Source organism: Haloferax sp. ATCC BAA-644 (assembly GCF_000336975.1).
In the GTDB taxonomy this organism is placed as follows: Archaea; Halobacteriota; Halobacteria; order Halobacteriales; family Haloferacaceae; genus Haloferax; species Haloferax volcanii.
In genome coordinates this window covers 67,560-85,548 of record NZ_AOLF01000013.1, presented here as the reverse complement: position 1 = coordinate 85,548, position 17,989 = coordinate 67,560, and the positions used below count along the sequence as shown (strand labels likewise).

The 17,989-nt window shown below is 68.4% G+C and carries 15 protein-coding genes and 1 pseudogene; 7 read left to right on the top strand and 9 right to left on the bottom strand.

All coding sequences use genetic code 11. The annotated features are described in order from the left end of the window. Positions 1-9 precede the first annotated feature (9 nt). The 3 genes from C458_RS04140 (at position 10) to C458_RS04130 (ending at position 6,551) form a co-directional block, all read left to right on the top strand. Positions 10-1,929 (top strand): DEAD/DEAH box helicase, encoded by a 1,920-nt coding sequence (locus C458_RS04140; protein ID WP_008573481.1) that lies wholly within the window; start codon positions 10-12, stop codon positions 1,927-1,929. Positions 1,930-2,057: 128 nt separating this feature from the next. Next, positions 2,058-3,302 carry a type III ribulose-bisphosphate carboxylase gene (gene rbcL / locus C458_RS04135; RefSeq protein ID WP_008573480.1) on the top strand — a complete coding sequence of 415 codons (1,245 nt, stop codon included), beginning with the start codon at positions 2,058-2,060 and terminating at the stop codon, positions 3,300-3,302. A gap of 282 nt (positions 3,303-3,584) precedes the next feature. Next, positions 3,585-6,551 carry a methyl-accepting chemotaxis protein gene (locus C458_RS04130; RefSeq protein ID WP_008573479.1) on the top strand — a complete coding sequence of 989 codons (2,967 nt, stop codon included), beginning with the start codon at positions 3,585-3,587 and terminating at the stop codon, positions 6,549-6,551. A 49-nt stretch (positions 6,552-6,600) separates the two neighbouring features. On the opposite strand, the pseudogene C458_RS04125 reads toward C458_RS04130, so the two are convergent. Then, a pseudogene (locus tag C458_RS04125) lies at positions 6,601-8,224 on the bottom strand (NADH-quinone oxidoreductase subunit C). Positions 8,225-8,321: 97 nt separating this feature from the next. Between C458_RS04125 and C458_RS04120 the strand changes: the two are divergent. After that, positions 8,322-8,984, top strand: a complete 663-nt coding sequence (locus C458_RS04120; RefSeq protein ID WP_006600513.1) for a helix-turn-helix domain-containing protein — start codon at positions 8,322-8,324, stop codon at positions 8,982-8,984. Between the two features lie 33 nt (positions 8,985-9,017). Here C458_RS04120 and C458_RS04115 read toward each other — a convergent pair whose 3' ends face one another. The 6 genes from C458_RS04115 to C458_RS04090 form a co-directional block, all read right to left on the bottom strand. Then, positions 9,018-9,971, bottom strand: a complete 954-nt coding sequence (locus C458_RS04115; protein ID WP_008573478.1) for a ribose 1,5-bisphosphate isomerase — start codon at positions 9,969-9,971, stop codon at positions 9,018-9,020. A 49-nt stretch (positions 9,972-10,020) separates the two neighbouring features. Next, positions 10,021-11,499 carry an AMP phosphorylase gene (locus C458_RS04110; RefSeq protein ID WP_008573477.1) on the bottom strand — a complete coding sequence of 493 codons (1,479 nt, stop codon included), beginning with the start codon at positions 11,497-11,499 and terminating at the stop codon, positions 10,021-10,023. A 60-nt stretch (positions 11,500-11,559) separates the two neighbouring features. Further along, positions 11,560-11,985, bottom strand: coding sequence for a thioredoxin (trxA, locus tag C458_RS04105; protein ID WP_008573475.1), 426 nt, complete (start codon positions 11,983-11,985; stop codon positions 11,560-11,562). Between the two features lie 214 nt (positions 11,986-12,199). Continuing rightward, positions 12,200-12,493 carry a hypothetical protein gene (locus C458_RS04100; protein WP_049897040.1) on the bottom strand — a complete coding sequence of 98 codons (294 nt, stop codon included), beginning with the start codon at positions 12,491-12,493 and terminating at the stop codon, positions 12,200-12,202. Beyond that, positions 12,493-12,867 (bottom strand): helix-turn-helix domain-containing protein, encoded by a 375-nt coding sequence (locus tag C458_RS04095; protein WP_004043983.1) that lies wholly within the window; start codon positions 12,865-12,867, stop codon positions 12,493-12,495. Before C458_RS04095 ends, C458_RS04100 begins: the two co-directional genes overlap by 1 nt. A gap of 27 nt (positions 12,868-12,894) precedes the next feature. Next, complete coding sequence (locus C458_RS04090; RefSeq protein ID WP_008573472.1) at positions 12,895-14,241, bottom strand: NADH-dependent flavin oxidoreductase; 1,347 nt, start codon at positions 14,239-14,241, stop codon at positions 12,895-12,897. A gap of 93 nt (positions 14,242-14,334) precedes the next feature. On the opposite strand from C458_RS04090, the gene C458_RS04085 reads away from it, so the two are divergent. Beyond that, positions 14,335-15,363: a succinylglutamate desuccinylase/aspartoacylase family protein gene (locus C458_RS04085; protein WP_008573471.1), complete on the top strand. Its 1,029-nt coding sequence runs from the start codon at positions 14,335-14,337 to the stop codon at positions 15,361-15,363. A 39-nt stretch (positions 15,364-15,402) separates the two neighbouring features. Here the strand turns inward: C458_RS04085 and C458_RS04080 are convergent, their stop codons facing one another. Both C458_RS04080 and C458_RS04075 read right to left on the bottom strand, forming a co-directional pair. Further along, positions 15,403-15,663, bottom strand: coding sequence for a hypothetical protein (locus tag C458_RS04080; RefSeq protein ID WP_239638777.1), 261 nt, complete (start codon positions 15,661-15,663; stop codon positions 15,403-15,405). A gap of 30 nt (positions 15,664-15,693) precedes the next feature. Beyond that, on the bottom strand, positions 15,694-16,539 hold the full coding sequence (locus C458_RS04075; protein WP_008573469.1) for an aldo/keto reductase: 846 nt from the start codon (positions 16,537-16,539) through the stop codon (positions 15,694-15,696). A 113-nt stretch (positions 16,540-16,652) separates the two neighbouring features. On the opposite strand from C458_RS04075, the gene C458_RS04070 reads away from it, so the two are divergent. Both C458_RS04070 and C458_RS04065 read left to right on the top strand, forming a co-directional pair. Continuing rightward, positions 16,653-17,339 (top strand): YqjF family protein, encoded by a 687-nt coding sequence (locus C458_RS04070; RefSeq protein ID WP_008573468.1) that lies wholly within the window; start codon positions 16,653-16,655, stop codon positions 17,337-17,339. A 113-nt stretch (positions 17,340-17,452) separates the two neighbouring features. Further along, the gene (locus C458_RS04065; protein ID WP_008573466.1) at positions 17,453-17,899 is read left to right on the top strand and encodes a hypothetical protein; all 447 of its coding nucleotides are present in this window, start codon (positions 17,453-17,455) and stop codon (positions 17,897-17,899) included. The last annotated feature ends 90 nt before the right edge of the window (positions 17,900-17,989 follow it).

Here is a 17,989-nt window from a genome sequence, read left to right as displayed (position 1 = left end):
CTGTGACAGATGCGCGTGCGCGACCTCCCGCTGTCGGCGGCTCTCGTCTCTCACTACGAGTCGAACGGTATCGAGGAGCTGTACCCGCCGCAGGCCGCCGCCGTCGAGGCCGGCGTCGCGGCGGGCGGCCGCGTCGTCGCCGCCATTCCGACCGCCAGCGGCAAGACGTTCATCGCGGAACTCGCCATGCTCACCGCCGACGGGCCGGCGCTGTACATCGTCCCGCTTCGCGCGCTCGCCCGCGAGAAGTACGAGACGTTCGACCAACTCCCCGGCGTGAGCGTCGGTATCTCCACCGGCGATTTCGACGCGGCCGAGGAGGAACTCGGCGACCACGACATCGTCGTCGCCACGAGCGAGAAAGTCGACTCCGCGATTCGAAACGGCGCGCCGTGGGTCGACCGCCTCGCGTGCGTCGTCGTCGACGAGGTCCACCTGCTCGGCGCGCCGGGGCGCGGGCCGACGCTCGAAGTGACGCTTTCGACACTCCAACGTCGCGTCCCGGACCTCCAACTCGTCGCCCTCTCAGCGACCGTGGACAACCCCGAAGCCATCGCCGACTGGCTCGACGCGGAACTCGTCGAGAGCACGTGGCGGCCCGTCTCGCTCCGCACCGGCGTCTACGCCGACGAGACCGTCGAATTCGACGACGGCACCGACCTCGACGTGGTCGTCCCCCCGACCGGCCCGAACGACGACGAGGCGACCGAGGCGACCGTCGCGCTCGTCGAAGACGCGGTCGAGACGGGCGGGCAGTGTCTCGCGTTCGTCCGGTCGCGCCGCGAGGCCGAAGCGCTGGCCGACCGCCTCGCCGACGAGGAGCTGTCGCCCGCGCCCGCCCTCGGCGACGAGCTCGACGAACTCGGTGGCACCGCGACCGGCCGCCAGCTTTCGGCGTGCGCCCGCACCGGCGTCGGTTTCCACCACGCCGGGCTGCGGAGCGCCCACCGCGTCGCCGTCGAGAACGCGTTTCGGGACCGCCGGCTCGCGGTCATCTGCGCGACGCCGACGCTCGCCGCCGGGGTGAACGTCCCCGCTCGCCGGGTCGTCATCCGCGACCAGAAGCGCTACACCGGCGACGCGATGGAATGGATACCCGTCCTCGACGTGCACCAGATGTGCGGCCGCGCCGGTCGCCCGCACCTCGACCCGTTCGGCGAGGCGGTTCTCGTCGGCGACGCGGACACGAAAGCCGAACTGGTCGACCGCTACGTCACCGCCGACGCCGAGGCCGTGGACTCGCAGTTCGCTGACCCCGAGGCACTCCGGACCCACGTCCTCTCGGTCGTCGCCTCCGGCTTCGCCGACAGCCTCGACGGCGTCGCCGACGTGTTCTCGGCGACGTACTACGCCCACCAGAACCCGAACGTGGACCTCGCGGACCTCGTCGCCGAGGTGGTCTCGGACCTCGAAGCGATGGAGCTCCTCGACGCGACGGGGGAGACGCTGTCGGCGACGACGCTGGGCGCACAGACCTCCAGACAGTACGTGTCGCCGACGACCGGGGCGCGCATCGTCTCGGGCATCCGAACCATCGAGACGATGGCCGACGAGCACGTCACCGCCCGGACCGCCCTCGAAGTCGTCTGCGACACGCCGGACATGCACGACACCTACCTCGGCAACCAAGAGCGGGCGCAGATGTATCAGTACGCCCGGAGTCACGCCGCGGAGTTCACCACCGCGATGCACGACGCCGACCCCTTCGAGGAGTGGCTGACGGCGGTGAAGACCGCCCGCATCCTCCACGAGTGGACCGAGGGGTCCGACATCGAGGAACTCGTCGAACGCTACCGAATCGGGCCGGGCGACGTGGAGTCCCGCGTCGAGCGCGCCGAGTGGTTGTTGGGCGCGGCCGACGCCCTCTGTACCGCCCTCGACGCGGACGTACCCGAGTTCCGCGAGGTCCGGGCGCTGCTGTCGCCCTGAATCGGAGGCCCGGACGCGTGACGCTCCCGTGATGACATCGCTTCGCGCCGAGCCGTTCCCTTTCGCGTCGCGGGGGCAAAGGCGCTTCGGGATGCCGTTTTAAGCTTCGCGGGGGCGTAGGCGAGGCTATGGGTATCACGTACGAAGACTTCCTCGACCTCGACTACGAACCGACCGACGAGGACCTCGTCTGCACCTTCCGCATCGACCCCGCGACGGGGATGTCGACGGAGGCGGCGGCGAGCCGCGTGGCCTCGGAGTCCTCCAACGGGACGTGGGCGGCCCTCCAGACCGGCGCGGACTTCACCGACATGGGCGCGACGACGTTCGACATCGACGGCGACCTGATTCGGGTCGCCTACCCCGCCGGGCTGTTCGAACCCGGCAATATGCCGCAGGTGCTGTCGTGCATCGCCGGCAACATCATGGGCATGAAGGCGGTCGACACGATTCGCCTCCTCGACTGTGAGTGGCCCGAGTCGGTCGTCTCGGCGTACCCCGGCCCGCTGTACGGGTCGTCGGTCCGCGAGGAGATATTCGGCGTCACCGACCGCCCCATCACGGCGACGGTCCCCAAGCCGAAAGTCGGCCTCTCGACGGCGGCGCACGCGCAGGTCGGCTACGACGCGTGGGTCGGCGGCGTCGACCTCCTGAAGGACGACGAGAACCTGACCGACCAGGCGTTCAACCCCTTTTCGGACCGCCTGACCGAGTCGCTGTCGCTCCGCGACGACGCCGAAGACGAGACGGGCGAGAAGAAGTCCTACCTCATCAACGTCACCGCCGACACCCGGACGATGCTCGACCGTGTGGACGAGGTGGCCGCGCAGGGCGGCGAGTACGTCATGGTGGACATCATCACCGCGGGCTGGGCGGGCCTCCAGACCGTCCGCGAGCGCACCGAGAAACACGGTCTCGCCATCCACGCCCACCGCGCCATGCACGCCGCCTTCGACCGGCTTCCGGCCCACGGCGTCTCGATGCGGGTGCTCGCGCAGATAAGTCGCCTCTGCGGCGTCGACCAGCTCCACACCGGCACCGCCGGCCTCGGAAAACTCGCCAACGAGGACACCGTCGGCATCAACGAGTGGCTCGCGGGCGACCTCCACGGCGCGACCGACGTGCTGCCGGTCGCCTCGGGCGGACTCCACCCCGGTCTGCTCCCCGACCTGCTCGACGCCACGGGGACGAACGTCTGTGTCCAGCTCGGCGGCGGAATCCACGGCCACCCCGACGGAACCCGCGCGGGCGCGGTCGCGCTCCGGTCGGCCATCGACGCCTACGTCGAGGGGCGCGCTATCACCGAGGCCGCCGAAGAGACGCCCGAACTCGCCGTCGCCCTCGATAAGTGGGGGACGGAGACGCCGCGGTAGGCGGGGAGGAACGGCGCGGTCTCCTCGCGTTCGCAATTGTTGCTGTTTTGTGACAATGGTTCGAAACGTGTTGAGTGATTACTGCAATACCGAGTGAGGGGCTCGGCCCGCTATTTGGTGGGAATTACGAGGCAATCCGGGGGCCGAGTATCGGTAATAATAACCGGCGAGTGAGATTTATACCGTTGTTTTTGCAGAGCTATATTCAGAGTGAACCGGGCGATTTCTCGGTCAAACGGCGCATACTGAGGAACTCCGGGGGCCGACGATATCAATCAAACCATGAAGATACGAACGAAACTTATCGCGCTCTGTCTCGCCATCTCGCTGATACCCGTGTCAGTCGTCGGCGTCGCAGGCGTCCAGGGGATGAGTAGTATTGGAAACTACGCACAAGACCAAAGCGAGGCGACGCTCGAATCGCAGATTACCGGCGACCTGAATCAGACCGTCGCCGCCCGGCAAGAGGAGATACAGAACCTCCTCGACGCCCGCCGAATCGACGCGCTCGCGCTGGCTGACTCGGCGCCGGTGCAGAACTACGAGGCCGCCCGCGACGGGGAGATGGAGCTCGTCCAAGAACAGAGCCAAGCGCAGTTGGGCTACATGGCGCTCCAGATGCGCGCCACCGTCGAGACCACGAAACAGAGCGTCCTTGCGAACCAGTACGGCGGGCAGGACTGGGCGGACCTCTCGCCGGCGCAACAACAGCAGGTGAAAGACCGTGTCGAGGCTCGAATCGCCGGAACCGCCGGAGACGGCGTCCAACAGAGCGGGACGCTCTCCGACGCGTTCCGACCGGGCTACGTCGGGTCGACCGGCTACGCGTTCATCCTCGACAGGAACCTCGACTTCGTCGTCCACCACGGCCTCGAAGACGGGGTCAACACGGTCGACGACGCCGGGATAGCGGCGTTCAATCAGGTGCCCGCCGAAATCGAGTCGAACGCCGATATCCGCAACGGCGAGGACTGGGGCATCGTCGAGTACGAGTGGGAAGACACCACCCAAGAGGGCAACCCCGTCGAAGAGAAGTTCGTCGCGTACACCTACCACGAGGACTTCGAATGGGTGCTCGCGCCGAGCGTCTACTACTACGAACTCCAGACGGCCGCCGTCACCGACGCGCGCGACCAGATTAACGACTCGTTCCGGAGCTACCTCGAAACCCGCGCCGTGACCATCGACGGCGAGGAACACCCCGCCTACGACGAGATTCTGTTCACCGACGAGAACGGGCAGGGCATCGTCCAAGCGACGCGCACGGACGACGGCATCGCCACCGAGTCGGTGTCCGGCACCTCGTTCGCGGACGAGGCGTGGTTCGAGACCGCGACAGAGCTTCAGAAGGGTGAAATCCAGGTGAGCGAGGTGACGACCGTCGACGGCGACGCCGCGGTGTACGTCACCGCGCCGGTGTACCGCGGGGGAGAACTCGCCGGAACCATCACGCTCCAGTTCAACTTCGAACTCCTCAACACGCTCATCGACGACATCCAGGTCGGTGAGACCGGCCACCTGACTATCGTGAGCGAGCGCGGGACGCTGTTGACCGACTCCCGGGAATCGCTCGGCACCGTCGAGTCCGAAATCGCGGGGAACGTGACCGCGATTGTCGGCCAGACCGGTCTGACCACCCACGAGACGACCGGCGACGGCGGCGAGTCGGCTCGCTACTTCGTCGGCTACGCGCCGCTCCACTTCGGTAACGGACAGTACGAACTCGTCGCCACCGTCCCCGAGTCCGACGTGACGGGCCCGGTCGAACAGCTCGGGCAGGCGATGAACGACCGGGCGGACACCGCTCGAAACATCATGCTCCTGTTAATCGTCGGCATCATCGTGGTCGTCGTCGGCGTCGGCTACGTCGCCGCGCGGTACTTCTCGGAGCCGATAGAGGCGCTCCGGGACCGCGCCAAGTCGCTCGCCCGCGGGCGGTTCGACGACGACGAGGACATCGACGCCAACGACGACGAACTCGGCGAACTCGTCGAGGCGTTCGACGACATGCAGGAGAACCTCCAACGGCAGGTCTCCGAGCTTCGGACCGCCGGGACGGAACTCGGAGACGGCAATCTCGACCAGGACCTCCGAACCGACCTCCCCGGCGAGTTCGGAGCCATCATGTCCGACCTCGACACCGGGATTCAGAAGCTCCAAGACGGCTTCGTCGAGGTGCAGTCGGTCGCCGACGAGTTCGCTGCGGTGAGCAACGAGACGGTGTCGAGCGCGAAGGAAATCGAGTCCGCGAGCCAGGAGACCGCGCGGTCGGTCGAGGAAATCGCCCACGGCGCGGAACAGCAGACCGAGCGGCTCCAGACGGTCGCCGACGAGATGAACGACCTCTCAGCGACCATCGAGGAGGTCGCCGCCTCCGCCGACGGCGTCGTCCAGTCCGCCAACGAGGCCGTGTCGCTCGCCGACGAGGGGCGCGACCACGCCGCGGAGGCGACAGCCGAGATATCGACCATCGAGACCGAGGCCGACGAGGCGGTCGAGCGGGTCGAAGCCCTCGGCGAGCAGGTGGGCGAAATCAACGAAATCGTCCAGCTCATCAACGACATCGCGGAGCAGACGGACCTGCTCGCGCTCAACGCCTCTATCGAGGCCGCCCGCGCCGGCGAGGCCGGCGAGGGCTTCGCCGTCGTCGCCAACGAAATCAAGGCGCTCGCCAAGGAGGCGAGCGAGGCCACGGACGAGGTGGAGTCCCGAATCGGCGAGGTGCGCGAGAGCGCCGACGACACGGTCGACGACATGCAGTCCATGCAGGACAGCGTCGAGAGCGGGTCCGAGACCATCGGCGACGCCATCGAGATGTTCGACCACATCTCCGGGGCGATTCGCGAGGCCGAACACGGCGTCGAGGAGATATCGCAGGCGACCGAGAACCAGGCCGTCTCGACCGAGGAGGTCGTCTCGATGGTCGACGACGTGTCGAGCGTAAGCGAGGAGACCACCTCGGAGACGGCGACGGTCTCGGCGGCGACCGAAGAACAGACGGCCGCCATAAACGAGGTCACGCGGAACATCCAACAGGTGTCGGAGTCCGCCCAGTCGCTCAAGGACCTCGTCGGCCGGTTCGACGTCGGCGACGCCGGCGACGTCGGCGACGCCGGCGACGCCGGCGGAAGCGACCGCGGTGGCGACGCCGCACCGGGCGAGACGAGTCCCGCCGCGTCGTCGCAGTCGATGAGTCAGGCGGTCACCGACGGCTCGGGAACCGGTCCCGCCTCGCCCTCGGACGACTGAGCCGGCGGCGACGCGCGACACCGCGCGACGCCGGCCGTTCCGCCGCCGACTACCGGTCTACTTCTCCCATTATCGTGTCGAGACTTCCGAGCGCCGCGATGAGGTCCGGGATGTACTCGCCTTCGGCCATCTCGGGGAGCGACTGGAGATTCGAAAACGAGGGGCCGCGAATCTTGAACCGCGCCGGGGTGTCGGTGCCGTCGGCGCGGATGTAGATACCCAACTCACCTTTCGCGGCTTCGACCGCGCGGTAGACCTCGGTGTCATCGTCCGGTTTGAGGGTGCGCGGGACGTTCGACTGGATGGTCCGCTCGTCGTCGGGCCAGTCTTCGAGCAGGTCGACGCACTGGGCGACGATGTTGGCCGACTCCTCGACCTCGCGGAGGCGGACGAGCAGGCGCGCGAAGTTGTCGCAGTCGTCCTCGACGGCGACCGACCAGTCGAGTTCGTCGTAGTAGCCGTAGGGGTCATCGCGGCGGAGGTCGTAGTCGATGCCGGAGCCGCGGGCGACCGGCCCGGTCGCGCCGTAGCTCTTTGCGACTTCCGGCGGCAGGACCCCCGTCCCGACCGTCCGGGCNNNGAATCTTCTCGAAGAACTCCTCGCGGGGTTCGGGGAGGTCCCAGACGACCCCGCCGAGCCGGAAGTAGTTGAACATCAGCCGCTGGCCCGTGAGGTCTTCGAGGACGTTCTGGACGAGTTCGCGGTCCCGCATGGCGTACATGAACGTCGCGGTGAAGTCGCCGACGACGTCGAGGGCGTACGCGCCGACCGCGAGCATGTGCGAGAGGATGCGGCTCAGTTCGGCCGCCAGCGTCCGGAGCACCCGCGCGTACTCGGGCACGTCGATGTCGGCCAGCGCCTCGGCGGTTCGGGCGTAGGCCCACTCGTTCAGGAGGCCGCCGCCGCCCCAGTCCCAGCGGTCGGGGTACGGCATAATCTGGTGCCGGTAGGTCCCCTGTTGACACATCTGCTCCTCGCAGCGGTGGATGTATCCGATATCCGGCTCCACGTCCGCGACCTGCTCGCCGTCGAGCGCGACCTGTAGGTGCATCACGCCGTGGGTCGCCGGGTGGTGCGGCCCGATGTTGAGGAGCATCGTGTTCGTGTCGGCGCGGCCGTCTTCCGCCAGCGGGTTCGCGTTCTCGTCGTACCGGACGACCTGCGGGCGCGTCCGGTCGTAGTCACGCCCGAGCGGGTGACCCTGCCACGTCTCCGGCAGGAGGATGCGACGCAGGTCCGGGTGGTCGTCGTACTCGATACCGACGAGGTCGTACGCCTCCCGTTCGTGCCACTCGGCCGTCCGAAACACCGGCGCGGCGGACTCGCTCACCGGGTCCGAGCGCGGCGTCGGGACGACGACGCTCGCCTCTCGGGTCGGGTCGTCGTACGATTTCAGGTGATAGACGGACTCGTAGCGGTCCTCGTACTCCTGTGCGGTCACACACGAGAGGTGGTCGAGGCCGAGGTTCTCGCGGAGGGCCGAAAGCGACGACTGCACCGCGTCGGGACGAATCTGCACCGCGGGCGCGTGGACGTGCTCCTCGGTGGCGAGGACGGCGTCGCCCAACGCCCGCCGGAGCGCGTCGGCGTCGAGGGGACCGGCGTCGTCATCGGCGAGCGCGGCGGGGTCGTCGTCGGAGTCGGGGGTCTGTCGCGGGCGTTCGAGTGACATGGCGGCTGACACCCGTTCGTTCGTCCGAACACCGGTTCGGCGTTCTGCCTCACGAGTGCGGCCAGTTTTTATGTCGCGGTCGAATCAACCCGCGGGCATGAAATCGGTCAGGCTTCGCTTCACGCCCGACGACGGGCAGCTGCATCCGATGCACGAGTTCGTCGTCGACCACGAGGCGTTCGAGCGGACCGAACTCCACCACTGGAACCCGACGGTGACCGACAGAAACACCATCGTCTTCGAGGTCGTCGGCTCCGACATCGAGGCCTACGAGGCGGCGCTCGCGGAGACAGAGCGCATCCGGTCGTACGAGGTCTCACAGCTCCCCGGCGACTCGTTTTTCATCGTGGTGAACGAGCGGCTCGATGCCGCGGGCGCGAGACAGACGGCGGCCGTCACGCGGGGGGACCTCATCGTCGTTCCGCCGGTCGTCTTCGACGGCGACGGCACGGTGTCGGTGACGCTCGTCGGCACCGACGACGCTCTCCAGTCGGCGGTCGAGGAGCTGCCGGAGGGCCGCGGCCTCGAGGTCGTTCGGGTGCGGGAGTACACGGGACCGGGGAGCGTCTCCGCCGGGTCGCTGTCGCCCCGCCAGCGCGAGGCCGTCGAGGCCGCCGTCGACTGCGGCTACTACCGCGAGCCGCGGACCGGGGCGGTCGCCGACGTGGCCGCGCGGCTCGACTGCTCGACGAGCACCGCGGCGGAACACCTGCGAAAGGCGGAGATGAAAGTCATGGCCGACCTCGTCGGCGGGCCGTGACCGCCTCCGATTGGCGGCGTCGAATCGGCCTGACTACGGTTCGACCCACGGCTCCGAGGTACCTTCCCCGAACAGTTCCCGCATCAGGATGACGACGCTCTCGGGCGGGAACTGCCCGCGCTCGGTGACGATGGCGTCCACGTAGCGCGGCGGCGTCACGTCGAACGCGGGGTTCTGTACGGTCGGGTTGCCGAGGTCCGCGAGCGTCTCGTCGTCGATGACCTCCGCGGTGTCGCGCATCTCGATATCGACGGTGTGGCCGGTCATCGTCCCGGGATGGAGCTTGAGCGTCTGCGCGGCGACCATGATGGGCGTCCCCCGGTCGCGGGCGTTGACCGCGAGGCCGCTCGTCCCGATTTTGTTGATGACGCTCCCGTCGGCCGCGACGGCGTCCGCGCCGACGAGCACGTGGTCCACGTCGTTGAGGTAGCGCCGCGCCGCCGAGTCGACGATGAGCGTGACGGGCACGCCCAGTTCGTCGAGTCGCTTCGCGGTGATGTGCCCCTGATTTCGGGGCCGAGTCTCCTTGACGACGGCCTCGATATGTTTTCCCTGCTCGACCGCGGCCTCGACGCACGCCAGCGCGTCCGTCGAGTGGCAGTGGGTCATGACGGTGTCGCCGTCGCGGAGGCGGTTCGCGCCGACCTCCCCGAGGTCGGCCTGCGCGCGTTCGAGACGGGCGCAGAACTCGTCTGCCGACTCGACGACGTTCCGTCGGAGTCCCTCGACGGTCGTACTCGACATGCCGCGGAGGACGTACCGGAGGGCGTTGGGGAGGCTCACGGCGGTCGGCCGCGTCTCGTAGAGCGCTCTCGCGGCCGCGCGGAGTTCGCTTCTGAACGCCTCGGCGTCGGCGGCGTCGCTCTCCGTGGCCTGCGTCCGGAGCGCTCGCGCGGCCGCGTCGGCGATGGTCGCCGCGCCGCGAATCTCCATCGTGTCGATTTCCGTCGCGGTGCGCCGGACCTCGGGGTGTACGCGGTCGTCCATGCGAGAACTACGGGCGTCGAATGGAAAAAGGTCGCCGCGGCGAGGGGTTTCACACCCGCTCGACCAGCGCCTCGTCGGGGTGTCGCACCCGGACGGTCTCGACGCGCTCGGTGAGCGCCTTCGCGTCGGCGAGTTTGTCCTCGGACTCGGCGTGGACGGTAAACAGCGTCTCGCCGCTGGCGGCCATCTCGCCGACGCGCCGGTGGAGTTCGAGGCCCGCCCCGGGGTCTCGCGGCGCGCCGGCCCGGCGGGCGACCTCGTTGACGAGGCGGTTGTTGACGTGTGTGACCACGCCGTCGCGGTCGGCGCGAACCGACACGGTGTGCCGGCCGGGCGAGAGGTCCGCCGCCTCAACGTCGGGGTCGCCGTTCTGCGCGGCGAGTATCTCGCGGAAGGTTTCTTCGGCCTGACCCGAGTCCAGAATCTCGGCGGCGTCGGCGTCGACGCCGGTGGATTCGAACAGCAGGTCGGCGAGGCGAATCGCCTTTATCCGCAGGTCGTTCGGGCCGCCGCCGGCGAGCGTGGCGAGGACCTCGCGGGCTTCGAGCACGGGGCCGACGCCGCGGCCGACCGGCGCGCCCCCGTTCGTGATGGCGCACTCGACGGCCATCCCGAGGTGGTCGCCGACGCGGTTGAAGTCCTCCGCGAGTTCGCGCGCCTCCGCGAGGCTCTCGACTTTCGCGCCCTCGCCGTAAGGGATATCGACGACGACGTTGGTCGAGCCGGCGCTCTTCTTTTTCGAGAGAACGGAGGCGATGAGCTGTCCTTTGGGGTCGATAGAAAGCGGCGTCTCGGCGCGGATGATGCGGTCGTCGACCGGCGAGAGGTTCACCGCACCGCCCCAGACGAGACAGCCGCCGGTCTTCCCGACGATATCGCGTATCTCCGCGACGGAGAACGCCACGTCGCAGAGGACCTCCATCGTGTCGGCGGTGCCCGCCGCGGAGGTGACGGCCCGCGAGGAGGTCTTCGGAATCTTCAGCCCCGCCGCGGCGACGATGGGGACGAGAATCGGCGTGACGCGGTTGCCCGCGACGCCCCCGATGGAGTGCTTGTCGACGATGACCGGCTCCTCCCACGCGATGGCCTCGCCCACCGCCGCCATCGACTCCGTGAGGTGCATCGTCTCCTCCATGGACAGCCCGTTGGTGTACGTCGCGGAGACGTACGCGCCGAGTTCCACGTCGGCGAGACGCTCCTCGTGGATGTCGCGGACGAGTTGGGACAGTTCGTCGGCTTCGAGTTCGATGTCGTCGAGCTTCTTGCGGATGTAGTACACCGAGTCGGGCTGCGGCGCGACCGACACCTCCACGTCGCCCTCGATGTGGCCGAGGCGGCGCGTCACGCCGAGGGTCCCCTCGGAGACGAGTTCGTCCGTCAGCTCGACGATGCCGATGGTCGTCCGCCCGTCCCGGCGCAGTTGGACGCGTTCGAGCGCGTGGACCCCGAGTTCGGCCGCGTCGCTCTCGTTCAGGAGGACCGTCGGCGACCGGGTTCCGATGTCGATGGGCTCGGCGAGGAGTTGCATACCCGAAGGTCGGACGAGAGCGCCAATAAATCGACCCCGAGTCTCGGGGGGAGAGAACGCTTACGCGAGATGGGCTTCGACGAGGTTCTTCAGGTCGTCGTAACCGCGGACGCCGACGAGCTGTTCGACCGCCTCGCCGTCGGCAAACAACACCATCGTCGGGACGCCCCGAACCTGGTACTGGGCGGCGAGCTCCTGATTCGCGTCCACGTCGACCTTGGCGACCGCGGCGTCGGTGTTCTCCGCGAGCTTCTTCACGGTGGGTTCGAGCATCTTGCACGGACCACACCAATCCGCGTAGAAGTCCACGAGCACCACGTCGTACGAGGCGACGGCGTCGTCCAGCTCGTCCGCGCCGTCGACGTGGATGGGCTCTGCCGGGCCAGCAGAGGCTTCTTTCGCCGCACTCCCGCCGTCGCTGCGGAGCTTGGATTCGAGTTGTTCGCGTTTCTGCTTCCGGATGTCGGTCAGTTCGTCGTCGGACATACCTACCGATACCGGCCGCGACGTAATAACGGTTTTGCACAATTTGAGCAATAATATCCGCAGAGAGTGGCTCGTGGTGACAGACGGCACGCTCCGGAGACGCCGCTGTGGGTTGCGACCGAGAGACGAGACAGAAACGGCGGCGACGCGACCGCGAGTTACGGGTTGGTTCGGAGGCGGCTCGGGAAGTTCGAAGGCTGTCTTTCGGTCCGGCTCAGTCGACGTACAGCGAGTAGGTGATGACCGCGAAGCCGATGAGCGTCAGCACCGAGTCGATGAGCAGTCCGGTGGCGAGGTCGACGTTGAGAATCACGTCGAGCGCGCCGCCGAGCATCGCGCCGAGCGTGACGACGCCGAAGCCGAGCGCGAGCGCGCGGAGCGACGCCGCCCCGGTGTTCCGGTACGCCTTGTAGCTGAAGTAGGTGATGAGCCCGCCGAGGACGAGGATGCCGGTCTTGACGACGATAATCATCGTCGCAATCGTCGGCGATGTGGTGAGATGCCCCATCAGGTCTCCCTCCGTACCCGCGACCAGATATCGGCGAGGCGTTCGTCGGGCGTCTGCTCGGGGCGGCCGACCGCGACGTCGAAGTCGCGCTCGTCGTTGAGGGCGATTCGCACCTCGTCGAAGGCGACCTCGTAGGTCGTCGCGTGGTGACCGTCCGCGCGAATCTGGGTCCCCTCGGAGAGGAGCGCCGCGTCCGTGAGCAGGTCCAGCTTCCTGTACGTCGTCGAAAGCGGGATGTCACACGTATCTGAGATTTCGCTTGCCGTCATGGGTTCTTCGAGTCCTCTGATGATGGCTCGGGCGTCCGCGTCGTCGAGCGCGTCGAGCACCGCCGTCAGTTCGGCCGACTCCATCGCGGACCGGTCGCGCGCCATTACCCAGATTGACCGACGAGAGCCTTATTAACCCTCCGGGTCGGCCTCGTCGGCGTCCGCGGTCTCGGCGTCTGTATCGTACGCGCCCTCCATTCTGAGGGTCCCCGCGCGAGCCAACACCGCGGGGGTTCGACAGACCCCCGGCGCGCCCGTCGCCTGCGGCACCGCGCAGTTGTTGCAGTTCTCGCAGACGACCCGCGTGTCGGCCGACACGTCGCGGCCGAGCAGTCGCGCCGGGAGTTCCGGTTCGGCGTAGAACGGCCGGGCCATCCCGACGGCGTCGCAGGCGTCACCGAGCAGTCGGTCGATATCGCCGCGCTCGCGGATGCCGCCCTCGCAGAGCACGGGCACCGAGACGGCGTCGCGGACGCGGCGGCACAGGTCGGCGTTCCACGCCGGGTCGAAGTCGTACCACGCGGCCTCGATTCGATTGCCGAGTTCGACGAGCCGCGCCCGGAGCGGGCCGCCGAAGGCCGCGGCGTAGCCGTCGCGGTAGCGGTCGTCGCGCCACGCGCGGGCCGGGAACGACCCCCGGACGATGCTCGCGTCCCAGAACACCGACCCCGAGACGGGGACGAGCGCGTCGTAGCCCGCGTCGTCGAGGCGGCGACAGATTCCGAGCGCGTCGTCCTCGGTCAGGCGTCTGCGGATGCCGGGCGGCGCGGCCGTCTCGGCCGGTACTTTCGTCATGAGCGGCACGTCGCCCGCCCGCGAGCGCACCTCGTCGGAGACGGCCTCCAGAAACCGGACGCCGTCCCCGAACTCGTCGTCCCGGCGGTTGTAGAACGGCGAGAGGAACTGGTGGACGACGCCCATGTTCGCGCCGGCGACGTGGACCACGTCGTAGCCGGCGTCGACGGCCATCGCCGCGGAGCGACCGAAGTCGGCCGCGAGGTCGTACACCTCGTCGGTCGTCATGACGCGCGCGTCGTAGTCGAGGAAACCGAGGGCGTCGAGCAGTCTGAGGGGTCGCGGCGGTCGGGAGACGGCGAGCTGCTGTAACTCCGGGTGGTCGCGTCGGTACGCGGCGTGCCACGTCTCCATGCTCCGCAGGCCGCCGTACTCCAACTGGACCGCGATAGCCGACCCGTAGTCGTGGATTCGCTCCGTCACCGCCGACAGCGACGCCGCGAACTCGGGGTCCGCGATTCGGGTCATCCCCGGCGCGGCACAGCCGCCCGTCTCGCGGACGATGGTCGCCCCCTGACAGACGAGGCCCGTGCCGGCCCGCGCCGCGGGTTCGAGTTCGGCCGCGAGGCGTTCGGGCGCGTCGGGACCGGTGCCCGCGCATTCGAGCACCGGCGCGCGGTAGAGCCGGTTTCGGAGCGTGACCCCGCCGATGTCGAGCGGGTCGTCGAGCCGGGGAGTCGCCATGAGTGGAAGTGGCGCGCGAGCGACGTAAATCGAATCGACGCGGCGGTCGGCCGCCGGTCAACCTTCTTGCCTGTCGCCGCCGATGACCGTCTCATGGACCCCGAACCGTTCAGGTACGACTCGGAGGTGCCGCCGGGCGAGGTGCGACACCTCAGATACGAAATCAGCGAGACGTACCTCGGCGACCCCGTCGAGATACCCGTCACCGTCATCAACGGCGAGCAGGGCGGGCCGTCGGTCTTCATGACCGCGGCGCTCCACGGCGACGAACTCAACGGCGTGAAGGTGATGCAGGAGGTCGCGAGCCGGTACAACCCCGCGGACATCCACGGCACTATCGTCTGCATCCACGTGGCGAACGTTCCGGGCTACCTCGCCCAACAGCGCTACATCCCCATCTACGACCTCGACCTGAACCGGTCGTTCCCCGGCCGCGACGGCGCGAACACGGCAGAACGCATGGCGAACCAGATCTACCGCCGGTTCGTCGAGCCCTGCGACCTCGGCATCGACTTCCACACCTCGACGCGCAACCGGACGACCATGTACCACGTCCGCGCCGACATGAGCCGACCCGAGGTCGCCCGCCTCGCGCGGTCGTTCGGCGCGAACCTCATCCTCTCGGGCGAGGCCGAGGCGAGTTCGCTCCGCACCGTCGCCACCAACGACGGGATTCCGACCATCACCGTCGAGATGGGTCGCGCCCACCGCTTCCAGCCGGCGATGGTCGACCGCGCGCTCGACGGCGTCGAGAGCGTCCTCGCAGAGTACGGCGTCCTCCCTGACGAGGCGGTCAGCTGGCCGGGCTGGACGCGCGTCATCGACTCCGCGACGGACAAGACGTGGCTCCGCGCCGACGTTGGCGGCCTCGTCGAGATGCAGTACGGCGACGTGCCCCTCGTCCACGAGGGCGACACCATCTGCACCATCTCGGACCACTTCAAGACGAGAGAAAAGCGCGTCTCGGCCCCCTTCACCGGCCTCGTCGCCGGCGTCCTCCAGAACCCGGTCGCCGCGCCCGGCCACCCGCTCTGTCACCTCGTCAGCGTCGACGACGCGACGCTCCGCGAGATAGAGCGCGAAATCGAGGCCGGCGAGTTCACGGAACGCCCGTGGAGTTAGGGCGAACGTGGTGAACGCGTCGCCGACGACGCCGCCCGGTCAGTCGTCCGCGCCGACCTGCTCGTGCGTGTGGTGGAAAAATCGGACGTGCGGCCGGCCGTCGCGTTCGACCGGCTCGAAGCAGACGCGTCGGTAGCGCTCGTTGTCGAGGAGATTGACGAGCAGACCGCGGTCGTGGAGCGAGACGGAGTCGTAGGGCGTCGAACAGACGGGGCACAGCTCCGGGCCGGCGTCTCCGCTGGCGACTCCGTCGGCGTCGGTTTCTCCCGCCGACGGGTCCGGGTCGGTCGCGTCGCGCACGTCACGCGCCACCACGGTTAGGCCTCCACGTCAGGCGAGTCGGTCCATGTCCTCGTCGTCGAGGGCGATGTGCGAGGCCGCCACGTTGTCGCGGAGGTGCGAGACGCTGGACGTGCCGGGGATGGGGAGCATCACGTCCGATCGATGCAGGAGCCACGCGAGGGCGATTTGCTGGGGCGTCGCGTCGTGTTTCTCCGCGACCGCGGCGACGGCGTCGGCTCGGTCACCGAGGTCGCCCGCGCCCAGCGGGTACCACGGGATGAAGCCGACGCCGTACTTCTCGCAGGCGTCGAGGCTGGCCTCGAACTCGCGGTCACCGATGTTGAACCGGTTCTGGACCGTGGCGATGTCGACGATGTCGCGCGCCTCGTCGAGCTGTTCGACCGAGACGTTCGAGAGGCCGACGTGTCGAATCAGCCCCTCGTCTTTCAGCTCCGCGAGCGCGTGGACCGAGTCCTCGAAGGGGACGTGCGGGTCGGGGCGGTGGAGCTGATAGAGGTCGATGGTGTCGGTTCGGAGGCGGTCGAGGCTCCCGAGGACGGCGTTCCGGAGGTAGTCGGGGTCGCCGTTGGGCTTCCAGTCACCATCGGTGTTGCGGAGCAGGCCGCCCTTCGTGGCGACCACGAGGTCGTCCGGGTAGGGCGCGAGCGCCTCGCCGATGAGGCGCTCGGAGACGGCGGGACCGTAGGAGTCCGCCGTGTCGATGAGGTCAACGCCGTGGACGAGCGTCTCGTGGAGCACCTTCTTCGCGTTCTCCACGTCGTCGGGCTCGCCGATGATGTCGTCGCCGGTGATTCGCATCGCGCCGAAGCCGAGTCGGTGTACCGTGAGGTCGCCGCCGATGTCGAACGTGCCGCTGGCGTTTTCGAGTCCCATGCGTGTCAGTTAGTCGCCACTCACCTGTGCGTTTCGCTGGGGGAAATCGACCGCGGCTTCCCGACCGCCGGGACCGCCGAAACCCACACCCATCCTCGGTCCTAACGGCCGCCATGGACCTCCTGTCGATGCGCTGGCGGCACACGCTGTTCGCCCACTGGCCGGTCGCCCCCGAACTCGTGGAGCCGCGGCTCCCCGACCCGCTCTCGGTGGCGACTCACGACGGGCGGGCGTGGCTCGGCGTCGTCTCGTTCGACATGACGGACATCCGCCCGCGCGGGTCGCCCATCGGACTGGGGTTCCCCGAGGTGAACCTCCGGACCTACGTCGAACCCGCCGACGGCGGCCCCCGCGGCGTCTACTTCTTCACCCTCGACGCCGCGGACCGCCTCGGCGTGACGATGGCCCGACTGGGCTACCGGCTCCCGTACCACTACGCGAACATCTCGGTCGAAGAACGAGACGGCGCGGTCGACTACGAGAGCTACCGACCGGCGACCGCCGAGACGCCGGCGGCGCGGTTCGAGGCGACCTACCAACCGACCGGCGAGGTCCGAACCCTCGAACCGGGCTCGCTCGACGCGTTCCTCGTCGAGAACTACCGCTTTTACACGGACGACTGGCCCGTCGTCATCGGCGACATCGACCACGACCCGTGGCCGATACAGGACGTGGAGGCGGAGATTCGCGCGAACACGATGTTCGAGGCCTGCGGCTTCGACCACCCCGGCGGCGACCAGATACTCCACTACGCGGCCGACCTCGACGTGACGGCGAAGCCGCCCGCCGTGCTTCGCTGAGGTTGGTCGCCTCGCCGCTGTCGCTCACTCGCTGCGTGCGCATGAGGCTGTGCCACCCGCCTCGCCCGCCCGAAGGTGAAACCTTCAAGCATCGCTGAACTAACCCGACGGACATGGCACTCATCGACACCGTGATGGCAACGCTCCACCTCGTCGTGGGCGGTCTCTGGACGGGGAGCGTCCTCTTTTTCGCGCTCGCCGTGTTGCCGACCGCCCGCGCCGGGAACATCCGCGCCGCCGCGTTCGAATCGGTCGTCTCGCGGCTGACGATGTGGTCCCGCGGGGCCTCGCTCGTGATGTTCGCCACCGGCGGCCACCTCGCCGGCACGCGCTACACCGCCGAGAGCCTGTTCGGCTCCGGCCGCGGCCACCTCGTCCTCGGGATGCTCGCGCTCTGGTTCGTCCTGACCGGCCTCGTCGAAGTCGGCCGCGCCCGTGCGAAAGACGGCCTCGCGGAGAAGAAGGTCCGCACGCCCGCCGAGAAGGCCGCACCGTTCTATCTCGGCGCCGCGCTCGTCGCCGTCTTGCTCCTCGTCGACGCCGGCCTGCTCCTCAACTGACGCCGGCCCCGACTCCCGAGGACTCCGTAGAGTATCTATATCTACGTTCGAAAATATATATTCTGTACGACATGTTTATCATCTCGCTCC